We start from the raw sequence: 20,223 nt of genomic DNA on the forward strand, positions 1-20,223 counted from the left end.
TCTATGATTTTAGTAATCTTATAGTCGTCTCTAAAAATAGCTCCACTCCACAAATTAATGCTGATTCATCCACATCAAATTTCGGATGATGATGTGGATAACAAGTATATATATTTTCATTACCTGTTCCTAATTTAATGAAACAACCGGGTGCTTTTCTTAAATATGCTGAAAAATCTTCCCCACCCATAGAAGGTTCAAGCTTCACAACACGCTCATTCCCAAACAAATGTAGTGCACTTTCTTCTACTATTTTCGTAATATATTCATCATTAATAACCGGATCATATCCATATCGATACGTATATGTATACGATCCTCCATGTGCTTCTGTAATTCCTTTCACAATTTTCTCGATTTTCCCTTCTGCTTCCACCCTCAATGCTTGATTAAATGAACGAACGGTTCCCATTAAAGTTGCTGTACTAGGAATAATATTGTCAGCCGTTCCCCCATGAAATTGTGTAACTGAAATAACCCTTTGCATAAAAGCACTCGTATTTCTTGATACGATATGTTGTAAATTTGTAATAATCTGTGCTCCGATAGCAATAGGGTCTATCGTTTCTTCTGGCCGCGCCGCATGTCCTCCTTTGCCTTGAATTTCAACTGTAAATACGTCTGGTGCCGCCATCATCGGCCCATACGCAATTCCTACCTTTCCGCTTTCCAATCCAGACATAACATGTAAACCTATTACATAATCAACACCGTCCATTACACCTGCCTCAACCATTTCTTGTCCCCCGCCAGGATACACCTCTTCTGCGTGCTGAAAGAATAGACGAATCTCACCTGCAAAATCTTCCTTTATATTTGATAACACCTCTGCTGTGCTTAATAAAATAGCTGCGTGAGCATCGTGCCCACATGCATGCATCATTCCTTTATTCACAGATGTATAAGATTTACTTGTCTCCTCTTGAATTGGCAAAGCATCTATATCAGCTCGAATCGCAATTACTTTCCCTTGCTTCACACCTCTTTTAATTGCTAGTACACTATACTTCGTCGGTCTCGTTACTTCAAAAGAAGAAAATGAGCATAATGTATCATATATAAATTGCGAAGTTTCTTTTTCATGAAATGATAATTCCGGATACTTATGGAAGTGCCTTCTCCATTTCACGATATTTTCTTCCGAAATTAGATTCTTCCACACTCTATTCATGATAATTTCCTCCTTTTCAAAAGAACTAGAAATTTAAAAGTTTACTCCGTCTTGAATGATTAATAAAAACAAATACTGTATTTTTACGTATTCTTATAGTCCACTTTTATGTATTCACACAATCCACTTTCTATTTACATGTCAAACCCATTACAAATTCATACTGAATGTAATATAATTGCTAAGTTAGGGATTTTCTTTTTTAGTATTTAGTGCTAATATCAAAAAAGAGCCTTTTGACTTATTTTTACCTAAAATGTGGGATTTTGTTTTTTTCACAATAATGTAGGACATGATACCTACAAAGAGCTATTATTTCATTAAGAGAGGGAAAGACATGGAAAGATTAAAAGAGATATGGTCTCGACCACTCACACAATGGGTTGCAAAGACGGTTTATTATCTTGCAATTTTATTTGCATTACTTTGGTTGTATGGATTCCATGATACAAACACAAGTACATTTATTTACAATGAATTCTAGGGTGGGAACGTTATGAAGTTATTAGAACAAATTGAAAAGTGGGCTGCAGAAACGCCTGATCAAACCGCTTTTGTTTGGCGAGATGCGAAAATTACGTACAAACAATTAAAGGAAGATTCTGATGCGTTAGCACATTGGATTTCTTCTGAGTATCCAGACGATCGTTCACCAATTATGGTGTATGGCCATATGCAACCTGAAATGATTGTTAACTTTTTAGGATGTGTAAAAGCTGGACATGCTTACATTCCTGTAGATTTATCTATCCCAGCTGATCGTGTACAACGTATTGCTGAAAATTCTGGTGCGAAATTACTTTTATCGGCAACAGCAGTAACTGTAACTGATTTACCAGTTCGCATCGTAAGTGAAGACAACTTAAAAGATATTTTCTTTACTCATAAAGGGAACACTCCAAATCCTGAACATGCGGTAAAAGGTGATGAGAACTTCTACATTATTTACACATCAGGAAGCACAGGTAATCCGAAAGGGGTTCAGATTACTTATAACTGCCTTGTTAGCTTTACAAAATGGGCTGTAGAAGATTTCAACTTACAAACAGGGCAAGTATTCTTAAATCAAGCACCTTTCTCATTCGATTTATCTGTAATGGATATTTACCCATCATTAGTAACAGGTGGTACACTTTGGGCAATCGATAAAGATATGATTGCGCGTCCAAAAGACTTGTTTGCTTCTTTAGAGCAATCGGATATTCAAGTATGGACTTCGACACCTTCTTTCGCTGAAATGTGTTTAATGGAAGCATCCTTCTCTGAAAGTATGCTACCGAACATGAAAACATTCTTATTCTGCGGTGAAGTGTTACCAAATGAAGTGGCTAGAAAATTAATTGAGCGTTTCCCAAAAGCAACAATTATGAATACTTACGGTCCAACAGAAGCTACTGTCGCTGTAACAGGTATTCACGTTACAGAAGAAGTGCTTAATCAATACAAATCACTTCCAGTTGGCTATTGTAAATCAGACTGTCGCCTTCTTATTATGAAAGAAGATGGCACGATTGCACCTGATGGTGAAAAAGGTGAAATCGTAATTGTCGGTCCAAGCGTAAGCGTTGGATATTTAGGAAGCCCTGAATTAACAGAAAAAGCATTTACTATGATTGACGGTGAGCGCGCCTATAAAACAGGCGATGCTGGCTATGTTGAAAATGGTCTTCTATTCTATAATGGTCGTCTTGATTTCCAAATTAAGCTGCATGGTTATCGAATGGAATTAGAAGAAATTGAGCATCACCTTCGTGCGTGTTCTTACGTAGAAGGTGCAGTTATCGTTCCAATTAAAAAAGGTGAAAAATACGATTATTTATTAGCGGTTGTTGTTCCTGGAGAACATTCATTTGAAAAAGAATTCAAATTAACATCTGCAATCAAAAAAGAACTCAATGAGCGATTACCAAACTACATGATTCCACGTAAATTCATGTATCAATCTTCTATTCCAATGACACCAAATGGAAAGGTAGATCGCAAAAAATTATTGAGTGAGGTTACAGCATGACCGCATATGGATCATTTTATTTTTTCGCTATAGTGGGCATTTTATTAATACCTACTATCATAGCTGGATTAAAAGGTAAAATGTTGCGTAAATATAATGCAGTATTAACATTAGTCATGATTGCTATTATCTTCTCAGATAAACCGAAGCAAGCAATGATGTTAGCCGCATTTATTATTTGGCAATATGCCCTAATTAAAGGCTATTTAATTTTAAGAAAACAAAATAATAGTACATTCACATTTTGCATAGCTGTTATTTTATCGATTTTGCCTCTTATTTTGGCAAAAATCGCACCATTTGCATCGTTACTACCTGAGTTAAAACTTGTTGTTTTTCTAGGTATATCTTACGTAACATTCAGAGCAGTTCAAATGGTATTTGAAGTTCGTGATGGTTTAATTAAAGAGCTTTCTTTCTTTAACTTCTGGGAATTCGTTTTATTTTTCCCTGCGATTTCAACAGGACCTATCGATCGTTACCGTAGATTCCAAAAAGATATTCAAAAGCCACCTAGCGCTGAAGAATATCAAAATTTACTATATACAGGACTAAATCGTATTTTCCAAGGTTTCTTGTATAAATTTATTATTGCTTACTTAATAAAGCAATATTGTATGGATCCAGCATTCGCTCAACACGATACAATCTTTTCAAATATGATTTACATGTATAGCTATAGCTTATATCTATTTTTTGATTTTGCTGGTTATAGCTCTTTTGTAATTGGTGTAAGTTATATGATGGGAGTTAAAACGCCAGAAAACTTTAATAAGCCATTCCTTAGTCGCAATATTAAAGACTTCTGGAACCGCTGGCACATGAGTTTATCATTCTGGTTCCGTGATTTCATCTACATGCGTTTCGTATTTTTTGCAACGAAGAAAAAGTTAATTAAGAACCGTTACACAATTTCGTATATCGGTGCATTTTTAAACTTCTTCATTATGGGAATTTGGCATATCCAAGGAAGCGCTGTTGCGCAGTATATTATTTATGGTCTCTATCATGCCGCACTGTTTATTTTATTCGATATTTTCGAACGAAAAAACAAGAAGCATAAATTTTGGCCAAACAATAAATTCACACGCATCCTTGCGATTGTAATTACGTTCCACGTTGTATGTTTCGGTTTCCTAATCTTCTCTGGACACCTTAACAGATACTTTTAATGCACTCTTCTTATTCCATTAAGAAGTTGCACATATAATATATTTCGGATATAAAGGAGATTTTAAAAATGGCAGAATTCAAAGAGCAAGTATTAGATATTTTAGAAGAAGTATGTGAAAACGATATTGTGAAAGAAAACTTAGATGTTCAATTATTTGAAGAAGGTATCCTTGATTCTTTCGCTGTAGTATCTTTATTAGTTGAATTCCAAGAGCGTTTAGATATTGAAGTTTCTATTTCTGATTTTGACCGTGACGAGTGGGCTACACCAAACATGGTTATTAAAAAGTTGGAAGAAATCCGATGAACAAAGCAAAATTTGGTCCGATGCTTTTAGCATTGGCCCTTTTTGCTGTATTCTTACTTATTCCAACGCGCTTCCTACTTCCACTTTTAAGTGATGAAAAAGTAGAACAAGCTGCCACTTCTTTAAAAGAAGAAAAAATTCAAAGTATGATTTTACAGCAAAAGATGTTAGCAGATCCAAAATATCTTCCGATGTACGGTTCATCGGAATTCGCACGTATGGATGCTTTCCATCCATCTAATTATTTTAAAGTAAAGCCTGAAGGATTTACGCCATTCCTTCTTGGACGCGGCGGAACACAAGACCTTGTACATGTGTTAAACTTCGCATCTACAATGGATCAATTGAAAGATAAGAAAATGGTATTCGTTCTTTCTCCGCAATGGTTTGTACCACAAGGTATTGACGAGACGCACTTTGCACCTAACTTTTCAAAACAACAAGGTTACCACTTCATTTTCAACAATGATTTAAAACCTGAAATGAAAAAACAAATTGCAAAGCGTTTATTAAACTTTGAGATTGTAAAAAAAGAAACTTTATTAAAAATCTCGCTTGAAGGCATCGCTTATGATGATACGAAGTATAAAGTAAAAGCACTTGCTGCTAAACCTTTCGCTTATATTTACCGTAACATTTTAGATCGTAAAGATTTATTTACAGCTATGTTTAATATTAAACCGCACAAAGAGAAGCTCGATCCTTCATTAAAACAAATGAACTGGGAAGAAGCTCGTAAACATGCGGATCAAACAGGTGCAGCAGAATCTGGATCTAATGAATATGGTATCGAAGATGGTTACTTCAATAGCAAAATTAAGAAAAAATTAAAGCAACGTGAAGGTTACTTAAAAAATGATGCTTACGACCAATCGCCAGAATATGAAGATTTACAAATTGTACTTGATTTATTAAAACAATCTGGTGCAAAACCACTCTTCATTTCTGTTCCTGTAAAAGGTCCTTGGTACGACTACGCTGGCTTCCCAAAAGAACGCCGCGAAGCATACTATAAGAAAGTTCATGAGCAAATTGAAAAAGCTGGTTATCCAATTGCCGACTTCTCAAATCATGAATACGATAAATACTTCTTAAAAGATCATATGCACTTAGGTTGGAAAGGCTGGGTTTACATCGACGAAGCCATCCAACAATTTTATAAAGCAAACTAATGAAAAGACCGCTTGAATTACTCAAGTGGTCTTTTTGTATATATTTTGTAATTGTTCGATTGCATTCTCTGCTTCTTTCATAACTCGCTCCACTACATGCTGAGCTGATTCGATTCGAGCTAATGATGCTGCCTGTCCTGCCCAAAGTGACATATATTCTTCCTTATTTTGCTTCGCTGCCTCTTGGCGTATTTTAGAAGTTAATACGTTTTGCACTGGATACATCGGTAGCCCTTCTTCTTTTCCTTCATGTCTCTCTATAAATTCATTCCGAATACCCCGCGCATATTTCCCAGAAAACGCACGAGTTACAGTTGTGCTCGTATCTGTACTATGTAAAACCGCTTCTTTATACACATCGTGCGTAATACTCTCTTCACTTGTTAAAAAGGCCGATCCCATTTGAACACCTTCTGCTCCTAGTGCCAATGCCGCAACAAGCCCTTGTCCGTTCATTACACCACCTGCTGCGACAATTGGGATATGTGGAACAGCCCCTACTAACTGAGGTATCAACGCAAAAGTACCAATCATAGCATCTCGTTCTTTCCCAATAAACGTTCCTCTATGCCCTCCTGCTTCGCTACCTTGCCCAATAATAATATCTACTCCTAGCTCAGCAAGTACTTTCGCTTCCTTCACATGGGTAGCTGTTCCGATAACTTTTATTTCACTTCTTTTTAAATCATTTATTTCTTCTTTTTCTAACGTTTGAAATGCAAAACTAACGACCGGTACTTTTTCATCTAATAGCACTTGTAATTGTTCCTTATAGCTTTTTGGAAGCTTTAACGTTCCTTCTACTTCTATACCTAATTCTCTATTCACTCCGCTTAGTAATACTTTCGCCTCATTTACCTTCTCTTCTTCTATTTCTATCTCTTTCGTTACAAGTAAATTAACACCGAACGGCTTATCTGTTAGTTCTCTTATTCTATAAATCGCTTCACGAATTTGTTCTGGGCTCATATAGCCCGCTCCAAGCGTCCCTAATCCTCCGCTATTACTTACTGCTGCAACAAGTTCTGGCGTCGTAATCGCGCCTGCCATACCGGCTTGAACAACGGGATACTCAATTTTTAATATGTCTGTTACTCGACTTATAAACATCATTTCCCCTCCTATTTCCTTTATATCTTCTTTATTTGATAAGCTTTCCCCTGCTTTTGCAAGGGTTGAACTTCATATGAAGCGAATATATTGAAAGAGAAGGAGGCTGAGCTTAATGATTTATCCAAATGCATTAAAACAAGGTGATACAGTAATGATCATTGCACCATCTGGTCCACCTACAATCGAAAATGTATTACAAGGTGTGAATGTATTACAAGAGATGGGGTTATCCGTAATAATCGGGAAGAGTGTTTACGAGAAATATGGATTTTTAGCCGGAAGTGATCAAGTTCGGCTTGACGATATACATGAAGCATTTACAAATAATGAAGTGAAGGCCGTTTTCTGTGCACGAGGTGGTTACGGAAGTGCTCGTCTCCTCCCTCACATTCAATATGAAATCATTCGGCAAAACCCTAAAATCTTTTGGGGATATAGCGATATTACAGCTTTACATACTGCTGTTTCACGTTATGCAAAGCTTGTGACATTTCATGGCCCAATGGTTGAAGAATTAGGGAAAGGTGTAGATTCTCTTTCTTTATCTTCTTTCAATCAGCTATTCCATCCGTATTCAACCATTTTATCTGCATCAGAATGTATCGTACCTAGCTCTCACAGTACAGTTACAGGTACGTTAGTTGGAGGAAATTTAGCTGTGTTAACAAGTATAATTGGCTCGCCCTACGAGATAAATACGGACAATACACTTTTATTACTTGAAGACATTGGTGAAGAACCGTACCGCATTGACCGTATGTTAAATCAGCTACTTTTATCTGGAAAGTTTAATGAATGTAGGGGCGTTATTTTCACAAGTTGTCACGACTGCACTCCTTCAAAGCCATCTCAATCATTGCAAGCAATATTATATGAATATTTCGCACCATATCATATACCGGTCCTATTCGGTTTACCAATTGGACATATAAGTCCAAACATCGGTATTCCACTTGGAGCTACAGCGACAATAAACACGAATAATAAAACAGTCTCTATTTCTTCCGGTATAGCCACTCCATATTCAAATTAAAAAGGAAAAGCGATTACGCTTTTCCTTTTACTTATAATAATTAAAAATTCGTCCAGATGAGATATCTGCAATTTCTTCTGGAATAAATGTTTTACTTATATCAGTACCAACATTTAATACAGCTGTAGCATCTTTCTCAATGCTACCAAATAACTCTTTCCCACGTATCGTAATAAGGGGCGTTCCTTCTGGCAACACATCTTTTACAAATTCCATTTGTGTAAAGAACGGAACGATCCATCTACCTTCTCCTTGGAAATGACGCAAACGAAGTATTCCCTCTGTTGCCCCATCCTCTGCTTCTAGTGAACCAGCAACATAAAACTCAGTAGATAAGAGCAATTCATAAAATTCCTTTTGCTTCTGTTTATCATCCCCTGCTACAACAAGTACCTCTTCTAATTTCTTTACTGAAATTTGCTCCATATGATGCCACCCCTATTTTCAAAATGATTGTACTTAGATTATACGAAATATTCTTATTTTTTTCTACATAATTTGCAATTATTTTCTTAAAATAATTTTAATACTTCTTTTGTCGTCACAATCGTAGCAAACTCTTCATGTAAATTTACAAGTGTCATATTGTGAATATCTTCTGCACTATACTCCTTACCATCTAAACCTTTACGGTTAAAAGTAGCCGTTGCATCACTCACTAAATATGTTGTAAATCCTAAATTCCCTGCCATTCGTGTTGTAGTTTCCACACAGTGATTTGTCGTTAATCCTACAACCACTACTGCATTACATTTGTTCTTTCTTAATTGCTCTTCTAAATTTGTCCCAATGAACGCGCTGTTAACGAATTTCTGAATAACCACTTCACCAAGTAGTGGTTGCACTTCTTCTTTAAAGTTTACCGTTTCCGCTCTCTCATAAAACATTGACTGAGCATTTTCTTTATTTACATGTTGAATATGAAAAACTGGTCGTTCCCTTTTTCTCCATTCTTCTAATAAAATTCTCATGTTTTCTTCAGCAAAAATATTATTTCTCTCGCCCCAATCTGGTAATTGAAATGCCTTTTGTACATCGATTATGATAAGTGCTATTTGATTTGTCATCATTTCCCCCTTAATTTGGCTGTAATTGAAATAGAAAACCAAGTTGTTGTGACGCAGTAATAAAGCAAACATAGGCGCAAAGCTCTACAATTTCTTTTTCTGTCCAATATTGTTTTAATACGTGAAACATAGTATCATCTATTGCTTTTCGGTCATGAACAAATGTATGCGCAAAAGTAACTGCTACACCAATCTCCTCTGCCTTTTGCATATCATCAGGTCTTCCTTTTGCCATACAGTACGGACATTCATTCCCATACGCTAATGTTCTTCTCACTTGCTCCTTCAACTCTGCTGAAAGAGTTCCTTTATTGTACAGTGTATCTTCTAACGTACTCCACGAATGTAATATATCCGAATTATGCCCTAATAACTTTTGAAACTTTGTATCTCCTACATTTGATAATGAAATTCTCTCCATCATTTCCCCTCCTATTTCCTTCTGTTTTATTGTAAAATAAATAACGTTCACTTTACATTTCATATGAATCTTAATTTATATTTTCCCTTTACAAAAATCATTATTTTACTGGAGGTATATTTACAAATGCAATTAGACCGTGTTGATCGGAAAATTTTAAATGAATTATATAATGATAGTCGCCTTTCGATGCGTGAATTGGCGAAACGAGTAAACTTATCTGCTCCATCTACTTCAGAACGTGTTCGTAAGCTCGAAAGCGAAGGTGTTATTCAAAAATACACAATCGATATTGATTATAAAAAAGCAGGACTCGTTTTAGATTGTATTTTAGAAATCACTTTAAAAAATGGTGATACAACACGTATGCAACAGTTTATTCAGTCTTATCCATCTGCAAGTTTTTGTTACCGAGTAACAGGAAGCTTATGCTACATTGTAAAAATTTCTGTTCCTTCACTCGTTGAACTGGAAGAATTTATCAATGATGTTTCTTCATATGCAACGACCGTTTCTCATATCGTATTATCAGAAGTATCTCTTACTCCTGATATTGAACATATCTTCCCAGAAGATTAATTTATTTTTATTCATAAAATATAAAAAAACCCCTTACAATAAGAATAAAAATAATATATTATGTATTAAAATACATAAAGTTCGAGAAAGGGGCTTTACATTGAAAATCTGGTTTTATGAAAAAACGGCACAATTAGATGACTTGCTTGGTATTTGGGACAATGTTCCAACCATCCCACGAATTGGTGAAAAAGTGGAGATTTTAAAGACGGTCCGCACTGTTACAGATATTAAATATGTAAAGAACGGTAATAATTTTCGTGTAGAAATTATTACAAATTAAAAAGTAGCTCCTAAGGAGCTACTTTTTAATTATCTATTATGTGCTTTCTTTATAACGATTTTATCTTCTTCTACAGATACTGTTACATAATCATTTTCTTCTAACCGAAGCTTATTTACAGCCTCATCTGGTAACTCTATGGCCATCAATCTATCGGTTACGATCACTTGACTATACACTTCATTTTCTTGTGATGAACTCACTACTTTTTGCTCATTTATAAAACGTACTCGTGGCACGCCAACTTCTTCTACTGTACGCCATTGTTTCCAAACATAAGGAATTAACCAAAGTAATCCAACAACTGTAAGACCGATACCAATCCATACATTACTTTGCGCTTGTAATTCAGTAATTGAGATTGTACCACTTTCTTCTCCACCGAAAAATTGCATACTTGTTGCAATCAAATTATTTAGAGCGTGCACAGCTATATTCGTCCATATATTTTGTGTCTTTATATATAAAAGACACATAACGACACCAAACATGAACGCACCAATAACATCAAAATGTCCTAAGCCAAAAATAATTGAAGATATAATTACAGCTTTTTTAATTCCCCATTTATAAGCCATTCGCTGTAAGAAAAATCCCCTAAAAATAACCTCTTCCATAATAGGTGCTAACACACATGCTGAAATGAAAGTAAATATCGTCATATATACGTTACTCGTATTAATAACATTTCCGTCTTCTAGCATAGTAACTAAGAAATTCGGTAACGTATGTGCTAATATGTAAAATTGAATCTGAGATATGCCAACTGAAAAAATCATTCCCATTATCGTTGCTAATACAATTAATCCCCAAGGTAAATGTCCTGGCTTATAAAAAAAACTGTTAAATACAATATTATTTTTATTTGTTTTTACGTATAGCCAAAGTAACGGAAATACAAAAAATACAGTTATTTGTGAAATAACCTCCATCGTATTCTCAGAAACATTTGCTAGACCTAATGGGATCATTATAAGGAGCACCCCTATAATCATCCATCCAAAAAAGCTACGTAGCCTTATACGTGAAAATGCATAGTGCATATAGAACACCCCCAAAGATAGTAAAAATACAATAAAACTTTAATCAATACTTTATAGGCAATCCTTTCCCTATAAATAGCAGGATAACTAAATTATAATATGAATATAGTTGAAATTCTTCCTATTTTTCTCAAATCATTTCAAACAGCATATCTCTTAAAATAACATATCGCTGTTCTTCAGGTTGCAATCTAAGAGAAATTTATGTAATAAAAATCCCCGTTTTTACAAGCGGGGATTTCTTTTATTATAATACGTCACGTTTTTGGAATAATGCACTTGATGCTACAAGTAACACAACAAAGTATGCAGCTACAAGTAATAATGAAGTTGTAAACGTAAATTCTGTAAATGTTGGTTCCATTCCACCATTGATTAATTTATTACTATCGTAAGCTCTTAAATCCAAATGGTTGAATACTACAAACTTCGCTACACCTTTTGCAAACATTATTAATACCATATTAATTGCACCTTGTAAGAAGAATAGGAACATCGTAATAATTAATGGTAATACAGATTTTCTAAAGACATTTGCTAGGAAAAATGCAAGTGTTGCAAAAAAGAACGGTGAAAGTAGTTGATATAAAGTGGACTTCATTACGATTCCTAATGTTAATTCTGTTTTACTACCATCCATTACAATACCGCCAATAATCATTGCAATTAGCATACCAGCTAATACGATAAATAACATTGCTAATAACACTGTAATATATTTAGAAAATAAAACTGCAAGTCTTTTTCTTGGACGGATTAACAATTGTTTAATTGTACCCTTTTGGAACTCATCAGTAAGAGTACGGGCAGCAAGTGTAATCCCAAAAATCGTTGTAAATAAAACAATTAAGCCAATCTCTGAGTTTGCATAATCTAAATATGACCCCTTAAACTCATCACCTTTTCCCCACTTCAACATTGCTAAAGTACCTAAAATTTCGAGTGCCGCAATGACACCAATTAAAATATACATACCTTTTTTCGCATGCAACTTTAAAAATTCATTTTGAATTAATTTAAACATTACGCTTTCACTCCCCCAGTAATCGCTAAGAACTCATCCTCTAACGTTTTATTTTGAACAGTAACGCCATATACAAGCACATCAGCATGAACAAGTTTTTTTACAAGTTGTGGAATGTTGTCTTTTGTTACAGATGCTACAATTACATTCCCTTTTGCTTTGCCTTTAATGATTTCATTTGCTTTCTGAACTTCATCTACTTCAAACGCTACAACGACTGCCTCATCATGTTTCACTTTTTCATGTAAGTTGTACTCTTGTACAAACTCACCTTGTTTAATAATAACAACGCGATCACACATTAATTCAATTTCACTCAATAAGTGACTTGATACGATTACAGCAATATTCTCTTCTTTCGCTAAACGTTGTAAATAATCACGAATTTGGCGAATACCAGCTGGATCTAATCCATTTGTCGGCTCATCTAAAATTAAGATTTTCGGCTGATGAAGTAATGCCTGTGCAATTCCTAAACGTTGTTTCATGCCAAGTGAATATGTTTTCACCTTTTTATGAATCGCATGCTCTAACTCAACAAGCTTTATAATCTCAGCAATGCGCTCTTTACTAATTGGTGTAATGGCCATATTCGCAAAATGCTTTAAGTTTTGCATTCCTGTCATATAATCATATAGTTCAGGATTTTCTACAATCGCTCCAATTTGCTCTAGTGCCTTTTCACGCTCCGAGCGAATACTATGTCCACAAATTGTAATATCGCCCTCTGTCATTGAAATAAGACCTGTCATCATACGGATCGTCGTCGTCTTACCGCTACCGTTCGGCCCAAGGAATCCGTATACTTCTCCTTCACGAACCTCAAATGATAAACCACGAATAATTTCCGTTCCACCAATCTTTTTTCGAACATTCTCTAACTTTACTACTACGTTTCCCAATGCTGATTCCTCCTTTAGACTTCTAGTTTTTTATCGATAATGCGACCTGTTATATAAATAAGTAGAACAAATATACCGATTGAAAAAGCAATACTATATAAATTCATAAGTTTTTCTGGATAGAGAAACACATTCACTTCTGATGATTCATCTATATATACTAACTTTGCTATTAAAGGCGTAGTAGGTGCAAGACCACCCAACATTCCATATATAGTACCTAATAATTTTGTTACTAGTAAAAATAAGAAAAATACCAGTGGATATTTTAACTTCTTCTTTTTCAAAGAAAACACTTTAACGCTTGCTACTGAAAAAAGTAATACTAGCAATATGCTTGATAAATTAAATACATATAACATAGTACTAAAGAGGTGCTTTAGTGGATTGAATACACTTTAAGTAAATAATACCTCATAGAGCTCTGTACCTTTTATTATTTTCATAGAAATACCATATAAAAAAATAGATCCTATTAATTCGAAAATAAGTAAATAAATTACAGAGTATAACAATATTGCTAAAACAATCTTTTTACCGGATATCGATGTTAACCGAAATAATGTGCTTTCAGTCATTTTTCCAAATGCAGACACCGCCTGAATAACTATCATTGCTAAAAAAGTTATATATACTAGAATAACGAAACTAACTATAATTGTTTGTCTTACTTCTCCTGATTCTTGCTTAATATAATTCCCCAAACTTACGAAAGCTACAGCGACAACGAATATAAATGTTAACAAAGAAATAATTATTTGCTTTTTATTTATATTGTACATATATATTAAGCTCGGCTTCATCTACTAAACACCTCCTTAAACACCTCTGTAACAGCTTTTCCTCTCTGAAAACGTAACTCTTCTACATTTTCATACAATACAATTTCCCCATCTTTTAAAAAGATCACTTCATCAAAAATATTTTCAACTTCGTTTATTAAGTGCGTCGAGATTAGTATCGTACAATCTTCTCTATAAAATTGTAGAATGAGATTCAATATGTGCTCTCTAGAAACAAGATCAATCCCGCCAAGCGGTTCATCTAATACGTATAACTTCGCTTTCCTCGAAAACGTTAATATAATTTGAAGCTTTTCAACCATACCTTTTGATAAAGCTGTAATTTTTTCTTCTAACGGTATTTTAAATTCTGCAATCGTATCTACCGCTTTTTGAATATCGAAATCATTGTAAAAATCCCGGTAGAAAAATAAAGCGTCTTTTACAGTCATCCAATCATCAAAGATTGGCTTATCGGACATAAATGAAACGATTTCTTTCGTCTGTAATCCTACCTTTTTACCGTCTATTGTAATACTACCTTCAGAAGGGTGTTGCAAGCCTGCAATCATTTTCAATAACGTCGTTTTCCCGCTCCCGTTATCTCCAACAAGCCCAACGATTTTCCCTTCCGGAATCTCTATGTTTAATTCACGAATCACTGCTTTTAATCCGTATCTCTTCCATAAATTTTCTATTTTTAATAGCTCTGTCATTCGCTCTCCTCCCTTTTCTCATGTAATGAAGAACGAAGAATTGTAAGAATTTCTTCTTCTGAAAAACCTAAATTGTCCATTCCATCTATAAAAGAATGAAGTAATTCTTTCGCCATCTCTTTTCGTAGCTCCATAATTTTCTCCCCTTCATTCGTTACATACCGTCCCATTCCTCTACGTGTGACAACAACTCCATCCCGTTCTAGCTCTTGAAATGTACGCTGAATCGTATTTGGATTCACTTGTAATTCACTCGCTAATTCACGGACCGAGGGAATTTTATCACCAGGTAATAAATGTCCTGTTACGATCTCTTTTTTTATGTATTCCATTACCTGAATGTAAATTGGTGTATTTGGAGAAAACTCTATTTTCATTTCTTCCCTCCTTTTGTATCAGTGTACTAGTTAAATAATACACCGATACAAAAGGTTTGTAAATACCCATTTAATTACAAAAAAGTTCTATCCGTTAAACGAATAGAACTTCCCAAATATAAATCGCTATACAAAAATAATAGTGTTATGTAAACAAAATTATAAAGAAAAACTGTCTTATCAATGAATAAGACAGTTTTTCTTTATAATCCTATATTAAAAGTTAAACACGAAGTCATCGTCAGCTAACTTTTCAACGTTCGTTGCTTTTACGTAACCATTTCCTTTTACAGAGAAGAAATCATGGTTTTTCGTATCTGTACGTAAACCATTTAAAACGATTGGGTTAATTTCTTCTTCTTCAAACTTCGGCTCAAGCCCTAAGTTCATAAGCCCTTTATTTGCATTGTAACGAACGAAACGATTTACATCTTCTACAAGACCGATAGAAGTGTAAATTTCTTCTGTATAGGCCATTTCAATTTCATATAGTTCCATTAATAACTCTTGTGTTTCTTTTTGCACTTCTTGTTGCTCTTCTGCAGAAAGTTCTGCGAAGATTTGTTGTGCTAAAATACCGACGAATACGCCGTGAATTGACTCATCACGAATTATCAAGTTGATAATCTCACCACTTGCTGTTAGTTTTCCTTGACCAGCTAAGTAAAGTGGATAGAAGAATCCGCTATAGAATAAGTAACTTTCTAAGAACACACTTGCTACCATTGCCATGTATAACTCTTTTTTTGTTACTTCAGGCTTTAATAAACGACGATAGTAACTAGTAATAATACCAGCTTTTTTCTCAAGTAACGGATGATTGTCTACCCAGTCAAAAATATCATCAATCTCTTCTTCTGTAGCTAGTGTTGTGAAAATGTGACTATAACTTTTCGCATGTACTTCTTCCATAGCTCCCATGAAAGCTAATACACTTTTCGCTTGTAAATTTTCAAGATGAACAAGTACAAGTGGCATTCCTTCGCCACCTTGTTTCGTATCTAAAAGTGTTAAACCACCTAATACACGCTTATAAGCAATTTGCTCTTCTTTCGATAATTGCACCCAAGTATTTTTGTCAGACGAAACCGCAATTTCTTCTTCTGTCCAAAACTGAGCGATGTTTTGCTTCCAAAACATTAAACTAAAATCATCTTCTTTTTTGTTCCAGTTTACCGCACGCATTAAATCGCCCCTTCTCTAAATATGATAACTAAGCATGAGCAGGGTTCAGAAAACCCTGCTCATCATGTCTCACTTTTTATATTAAACGGTACAAGCCACACACTCTTCCACGCTTAATTTACGTGTTCTCGTATAATACAGACTCTTTAAGCCTTTTTTATGTGCATAGATATAGTAACGTGCTAATTCACGTGTTGAAATATCACTATTAACGTAAAGAATTGTACTAATTCCTTGGTCAATATGTTCTTGAATTTCTGCGATTAAATCAATTAATTTAAACTGATTCATATCGTAAGAAGATTTATAGTACCAGAACGTATCTTTTGATAAATACGGCATTGGATAATATGTTGTCGCATTCGCATATGTTCTTGATTCGATTTGACTTACGATCGGCATTACGCTTGAAGTTGCATTTTGAACGTAACTGATTGATTGTGTTGGAGCAATGGCAAGACGATATGAGTTATATAAACCATTCTTCTGCACTTGCTCTTTTAAACTTGTCCAATCTTCTTTTGTCGGAATATGAATTCCTTCAAATAGTTGCTGAACTTTTTCAGTTACTGGACTGTAATCTGTCGTTTCATACTTTTCGAAGTATGTGCCATTCGCATAATCAGATTTATCGAAGTCTTTAAATGTCTCGCCTTTTTCTGTAGCGATTTCCATACTTTTCTCAATAGAATAGTAATTTAACATCATAAAGAATGTACGAGCGAATTCTTTCGCTTCTGCACTTTCATAAGCGATTTTATTTTTTGCTAAATATCCGTGTAAGTTCATTGCTCCAAGTCCAACTGAATGAAGCTCGTCATTTGCTTTTTTCACAGTTGGTGCATTCGGAATAATCGTCATATCAGAAACAGCTGTTAAAGCTTCCATTCCCGCATGAACTGCTTCACGAATTTCTTTATTTTCCATTACGTTTACGATATTTAATGATCCTAAGTTACAGTTAATATCACGACGGATAATGTCATCTGTACCGTAATCATTTATTTCTGAAGTTTCTTGAAGCTGGAAGATTTCTGTACATAAGTTCGACATCTTCACAGTTCCAATATCCTTCAATGGATGTTGATTATTTGCATTTGATTTAAACATTAAGTATGGGTAACCAGACTCAAGCTGAATCATAGCGATTTTAATAAGCATATCACGTGCACTAATATCTAGTGGCTTCTTCTTCACTTTCGGATTGCTCATTAATTCATCGTACATTTCATCAATGTCAATATCATCTAAATGCTTGCCATATTCTTTATAAACCGTATAAGGCGCGAAAACATGGAAAGGTTCGTTTTTCTCAGCAAGCTCAAAGAACTTACTTGGAACGATAATTCCGATTGATAGAGACTGAATACGGCTCTTCTCATCGGCATTTATTTTTTTTGTATCAAGGAATTCAATAATATCCCAATGGAAAATGTTTAAATATACTGCACCGGCACCTTTTCGTTGGCCAAGCTGATTCGCATATGAAAACGAATCTTCAAGCAATTTCATAACAGGTACTACGCCACTTGCAGCGTTGTCGATACCTTTAATTTGCTCACCACGTGCGCGTAGCTTAGATAAGTTTAAAGCTACTCCCCCGCCGATTTTTGATAATTGCATCGCAGTATTAATGTTAAAGCCAATTGAATTTAAGCTATCATCCATCTCTAACAAGAAACAAGACACCATTTCTCCTCTTCTGCTTCTTCCCGCATTTAAAAAGGTTGGTGTCGCTGGTTGGTAGTTTTGTTTTACAATCATGCTTGCGAATTGTCTTGCTTTCGAAACATCACCGCGTCCTAAGTATAATGAAACAATTGCTACACGATCTTCATAGCTTTCTAAGTATTGTTTTTGATCATTCGTTTTTAACGCATAATCTTTGTAGAACTTAGATGCTGCCATATAAGATTGGAACTCGAAGTTTTCACCATAAGCGATGTTATATACTTCCTCTACTTCCTCCAAGCTATACTCGTCCAGAACGTTGTAATAGTAATCATGTTCTTTCATATACTCCATTCGCTCTGCCACGCTATTAAAAGGAACGGTATTCTCTCTAGCTTCTTCCATAAAGACTTCTAATGCCTCTTTATCTTTATGAAGCTGATAAAAACCGTCCTGCATTTGCGTGATTTCATTATTCAGTTCAATGTGTCGCAATCTCCCGCACCCTTTCCTTAAAATATTCTACATCGTTATTTGTTCCAGATAACTCAAATTTTGATACAATAGGCACTTCATATTTAGTAGAAATCTTGTCAGCACTTGCACCGAACATGTCTCCCCAGTTACGATTGCCGCTTGCAGATACGCCTTTTAATTTTTCATTATTGCGCTCTAAAAAGTCTAAAACACGTTCTGGTACATTTCCAAAACCTGTTGTATACGTAATAAGAATAAAGTCTTCATCTATTACTAGATCTTCATCAATTTGAACGGCCGGCATATTTAATTTGTGAATGAAACGCTTCACGTTTCCTGTCATAGAATCATATGCAACTAACATTTCCGACCCTCCCTCTCAAATCTATATTCTCTATATGTTGTTCTTGATTTCTCTATATATTGTATTACGTTTCAAAATAAGACACAAGATATATGTATAAATTCTTTCTTTTTTTAACTTTTACTTTTCGACATGATAGCTGTTTTTTTTCAATACAATGACTATGAAACAACATTCTAAAACTCATGTCAATAAAGTGCTTTTCAAAAAAGTTGTCAACGAATTTAACCTTATTTTTAAAAAAGTTAACAATATATTTTGTCATAAAACGGTAGATGCTGAAGAAATATATTTCTCCAGCATCACGCAAAAAAGAACAGATATGAAACTATAATCTGCTCTAAAAAACGATTACATTTATCAAATTTACCTTATTAAATATATTATACATATACTTTCGTTTTTCGTTACATACTAAAAGATAACTATTATAGAAAAAGATTATTATTATGGAACTTCAATTTATTTATGAAAAGTTTATTCAGAGTACTCAATGCGCAAAATATCTTTTACAAATATATGATGTGGATTTTCATCTTTATCCAGCATTGTACATACAGGAGCCTCTTCATCAAAGTATACAATCAGTCCTTCTACGTACTGATATGTATGTTGAACTTGTACAGTTACTTTAATTTCTATTGCTTCTTCATATGCTCTTTTTATTTTCTGAAGCATTTTTGCTGAACATTTTCGTTTCTCTGGATACATAACCATTCCCATAAATCGATTGCCGGCTCTATCTTTCCACATATAATCCCAATGTGGTAAAATGCCTTGTTTAAAATCGCCCATAATTCCCCTCTCCTTTATCTTTTATTTATCCCGCATTAAACGTCCATTTGGTGAAGGCTACTAATCAGTGAGAGATGCCCTGCTGATCAAAATTCTCCTTTATGAACGTGGCGTTTCTGAATATGTATAAATCACTTGCCCGCCTCGCTGTGCGTTACCAATGAAATGCTTAAAGTCTTCTCTATTTACAACAACTTCTCTGAACGTATAAAATACATCTTTCGTAACAACATACTCCTTTATTTCACCATTTTTTAGCTGATCTAAAATTGTATTTGCTAATTCTTTATCCATGTATTTCACCTCTCTGCAATATTTTATTTTATCTTATATTCTATGGGTCAACAACTGTAAATTTATCCCGCTATTTGCAGGTAGTCCGATTGGTGTTGACTACTAATCAGTCGTAGAATGAACAAAAAATCTTACTGATTAACGTTTCACTTTATCTCGTTGTTATGCCATGATTTTATTTTCGTTATTTCGCAAACAATATTGTTTTACTATATGTCCACTAAATATCATATACTAACATAGCTACTTCTCTATATCAAACA

Annotated in this window: 23 protein-coding genes and 1 pseudogene; 8 read left to right on the forward strand and 16 right to left on the reverse strand. The window is 34.6% G+C overall.

Features of this window, described 5'->3' with window-relative positions; all coding sequences use genetic code 11:
* Window position 1: 1 nt before the first annotated feature.
* Window positions 2-1,171: an N-acyl-aliphatic-L-amino acid amidohydrolase gene (gene amaA / locus GBN78_RS07355; protein ID WP_001082785.1), complete on the reverse strand. Its 1,170-nt coding sequence runs from the start codon at window positions 1,169-1,171 to the stop codon at window positions 2-4.
* Between the two features lie 337 nt (window positions 1,172-1,508).
* On the opposite strand from amaA, the gene GBN78_RS07360 reads away from it, so the two are divergent.
* From GBN78_RS07360 to dltD, 5 genes are all read left to right on the forward strand, one after another.
* Window positions 1,509-1,655: a teichoic acid D-Ala incorporation-associated protein DltX gene (locus tag GBN78_RS07360; RefSeq protein WP_000440293.1), complete on the forward strand. Its 147-nt coding sequence runs from the start codon at window positions 1,509-1,511 to the stop codon at window positions 1,653-1,655.
* Window positions 1,656-1,667: 12 nt separating this feature from the next.
* Entirely contained in the window at window positions 1,668-3,182 is a 1,515-nt protein-coding gene (dltA, locus tag GBN78_RS07365) for a D-alanine--poly(phosphoribitol) ligase subunit DltA (RefSeq protein WP_000770512.1), read from the forward strand.
* A complete protein-coding gene (gene dltB / locus GBN78_RS07370; RefSeq protein ID WP_000127931.1) occupies window positions 3,179-4,354 on the forward strand; it encodes a D-alanyl-lipoteichoic acid biosynthesis protein DltB in 1,176 nt (391 codons plus the stop codon). Before dltA ends, dltB begins: the two co-directional genes overlap by 4 nt.
* Window positions 4,355-4,422: 68 nt before the next feature.
* Entirely contained in the window at window positions 4,423-4,662 is a 240-nt protein-coding gene (gene dltC, locus GBN78_RS07375; protein WP_000807310.1) for a D-alanine--poly(phosphoribitol) ligase subunit DltC, read from the forward strand.
* Window positions 4,659-5,834, forward strand: a complete 1,176-nt coding sequence (dltD, locus tag GBN78_RS07380) for a D-alanyl-lipoteichoic acid biosynthesis protein DltD (RefSeq protein ID WP_001030268.1) — start codon at window positions 4,659-4,661, stop codon at window positions 5,832-5,834. Before dltC ends, dltD begins: the two co-directional genes overlap by 4 nt.
* Window positions 5,835-5,855: 21 nt before the next feature.
* Here the strand turns inward: dltD and GBN78_RS07385 are convergent, their stop codons facing one another.
* Window positions 5,856-6,944, reverse strand: coding sequence for an NAD(P)H-dependent flavin oxidoreductase (locus GBN78_RS07385; protein ID WP_000470900.1), 1,089 nt, complete (start codon window positions 6,942-6,944; stop codon window positions 5,856-5,858).
* 115 nt (window positions 6,945-7,059) lie between these two features.
* Here GBN78_RS07385 and GBN78_RS07390 point away from each other — a divergent pair, with 115 nt between their 5' ends.
* Window positions 7,060-7,980, forward strand: coding sequence for a S66 peptidase family protein (locus GBN78_RS07390; protein WP_000640076.1), 921 nt, complete (start codon window positions 7,060-7,062; stop codon window positions 7,978-7,980).
* A 27-nt stretch (window positions 7,981-8,007) separates the two neighbouring features.
* Here the strand turns inward: GBN78_RS07390 and GBN78_RS07395 are convergent, their stop codons facing one another.
* The 3 genes from GBN78_RS07395 to GBN78_RS07405 form a co-directional block, all read right to left on the reverse strand.
* Entirely contained in the window at window positions 8,008-8,406 is a 399-nt protein-coding gene (locus tag GBN78_RS07395) for an SseB family protein (RefSeq protein WP_000435266.1), read from the reverse strand.
* 86 nt (window positions 8,407-8,492) lie between these two features.
* A complete protein-coding gene (locus tag GBN78_RS07400) occupies window positions 8,493-9,047 on the reverse strand; it encodes a cysteine hydrolase family protein (protein WP_000184430.1) in 555 nt (184 codons plus the stop codon).
* Between the two features lie 10 nt (window positions 9,048-9,057).
* Window positions 9,058-9,468: a carboxymuconolactone decarboxylase family protein gene (locus GBN78_RS07405; protein ID WP_000439753.1), complete on the reverse strand. Its 411-nt coding sequence runs from the start codon at window positions 9,466-9,468 to the stop codon at window positions 9,058-9,060.
* A 126-nt stretch (window positions 9,469-9,594) separates the two neighbouring features.
* Here GBN78_RS07405 and GBN78_RS07410 point away from each other — a divergent pair, with 126 nt between their 5' ends.
* The gene (locus GBN78_RS07410; protein WP_001175505.1) at window positions 9,595-10,047 is read left to right on the forward strand and encodes an Lrp/AsnC family transcriptional regulator; all 453 of its coding nucleotides are present in this window, start codon (window positions 9,595-9,597) and stop codon (window positions 10,045-10,047) included.
* 100 nt (window positions 10,048-10,147) lie between these two features.
* Window positions 10,148-10,330, forward strand: a complete 183-nt coding sequence (locus tag GBN78_RS07415) for a DUF3913 family protein (RefSeq protein WP_000707107.1) — start codon at window positions 10,148-10,150, stop codon at window positions 10,328-10,330.
* Between the two features lie 29 nt (window positions 10,331-10,359).
* Here the strand turns inward: GBN78_RS07415 and GBN78_RS07420 are convergent, their stop codons facing one another.
* The 11 genes and pseudogenes from GBN78_RS07420 to GBN78_RS07475 form a co-directional block, all read right to left on the reverse strand.
* A complete protein-coding gene (locus GBN78_RS07420; protein ID WP_152127138.1) occupies window positions 10,360-11,373 on the reverse strand; it encodes a CPBP family intramembrane glutamic endopeptidase in 1,014 nt (337 codons plus the stop codon).
* 247 nt (window positions 11,374-11,620) lie between these two features.
* Window positions 11,621-12,397, reverse strand: a complete 777-nt coding sequence (locus GBN78_RS07425) for an ABC transporter permease (protein ID WP_000475427.1) — start codon at window positions 12,395-12,397, stop codon at window positions 11,621-11,623.
* Window positions 12,397-13,299: an ABC transporter ATP-binding protein gene (locus GBN78_RS07430; RefSeq protein WP_000528786.1), complete on the reverse strand. Its 903-nt coding sequence runs from the start codon at window positions 13,297-13,299 to the stop codon at window positions 12,397-12,399. Before GBN78_RS07430 ends, GBN78_RS07425 begins: the two co-directional genes overlap by 1 nt.
* A gap of 14 nt (window positions 13,300-13,313) precedes the next feature.
* Window positions 13,314-14,102 (reverse strand): annotated as a pseudogene (locus tag GBN78_RS07435) (ABC transporter permease).
* A complete protein-coding gene (locus GBN78_RS07440) occupies window positions 14,099-14,797 on the reverse strand; it encodes an ABC transporter ATP-binding protein (RefSeq protein WP_000137710.1) in 699 nt (232 codons plus the stop codon). Before GBN78_RS07440 ends, GBN78_RS07435 begins: the two are co-directional and overlap by 4 nt.
* The gene (locus tag GBN78_RS07445) at window positions 14,794-15,174 is read right to left on the reverse strand and encodes a GntR family transcriptional regulator (protein ID WP_000687513.1); all 381 of its coding nucleotides are present in this window, start codon (window positions 15,172-15,174) and stop codon (window positions 14,794-14,796) included. Before GBN78_RS07445 ends, GBN78_RS07440 begins: the two co-directional genes overlap by 4 nt.
* A 216-nt stretch (window positions 15,175-15,390) precedes the next feature.
* Window positions 15,391-16,359 (reverse strand): class 1b ribonucleoside-diphosphate reductase subunit beta, encoded by a 969-nt coding sequence (nrdF, locus tag GBN78_RS07450; protein WP_001203029.1) that lies wholly within the window; start codon window positions 16,357-16,359, stop codon window positions 15,391-15,393.
* A gap of 81 nt (window positions 16,360-16,440) precedes the next feature.
* Window positions 16,441-18,525, reverse strand: a complete 2,085-nt coding sequence (gene nrdE / locus GBN78_RS07455) for a class 1b ribonucleoside-diphosphate reductase subunit alpha (protein WP_001215839.1) — start codon at window positions 18,523-18,525, stop codon at window positions 16,441-16,443.
* Window positions 18,512-18,871 carry a class Ib ribonucleoside-diphosphate reductase assembly flavoprotein NrdI gene (nrdI, locus tag GBN78_RS07460; protein ID WP_000959447.1) on the reverse strand — a complete coding sequence of 120 codons (360 nt, stop codon included), beginning with the start codon at window positions 18,869-18,871 and terminating at the stop codon, window positions 18,512-18,514. Before nrdI ends, nrdE begins: the two co-directional genes overlap by 14 nt.
* 477 nt (window positions 18,872-19,348) lie before the next feature.
* Window positions 19,349-19,666: a hypothetical protein gene (locus GBN78_RS07470; RefSeq protein ID WP_000502197.1), complete on the reverse strand. Its 318-nt coding sequence runs from the start codon at window positions 19,664-19,666 to the stop codon at window positions 19,349-19,351.
* Window positions 19,667-19,765: 99 nt separating this feature from the next.
* Window positions 19,766-19,960, reverse strand: coding sequence for a hypothetical protein (locus GBN78_RS07475; RefSeq protein WP_000356684.1), 195 nt, complete (start codon window positions 19,958-19,960; stop codon window positions 19,766-19,768).
* Window positions 19,961-20,223 lie beyond the last annotated feature (263 nt).

Origin of the sequence: Bacillus sp. B2-WWTP-C-10-Post-4, assembly GCF_009183805.1 — a bacterium.
In the GTDB taxonomy this organism is placed as follows: Bacteria; Bacillota; Bacilli; order Bacillales; family Bacillaceae_G; genus Bacillus_A; species Bacillus_A cereus.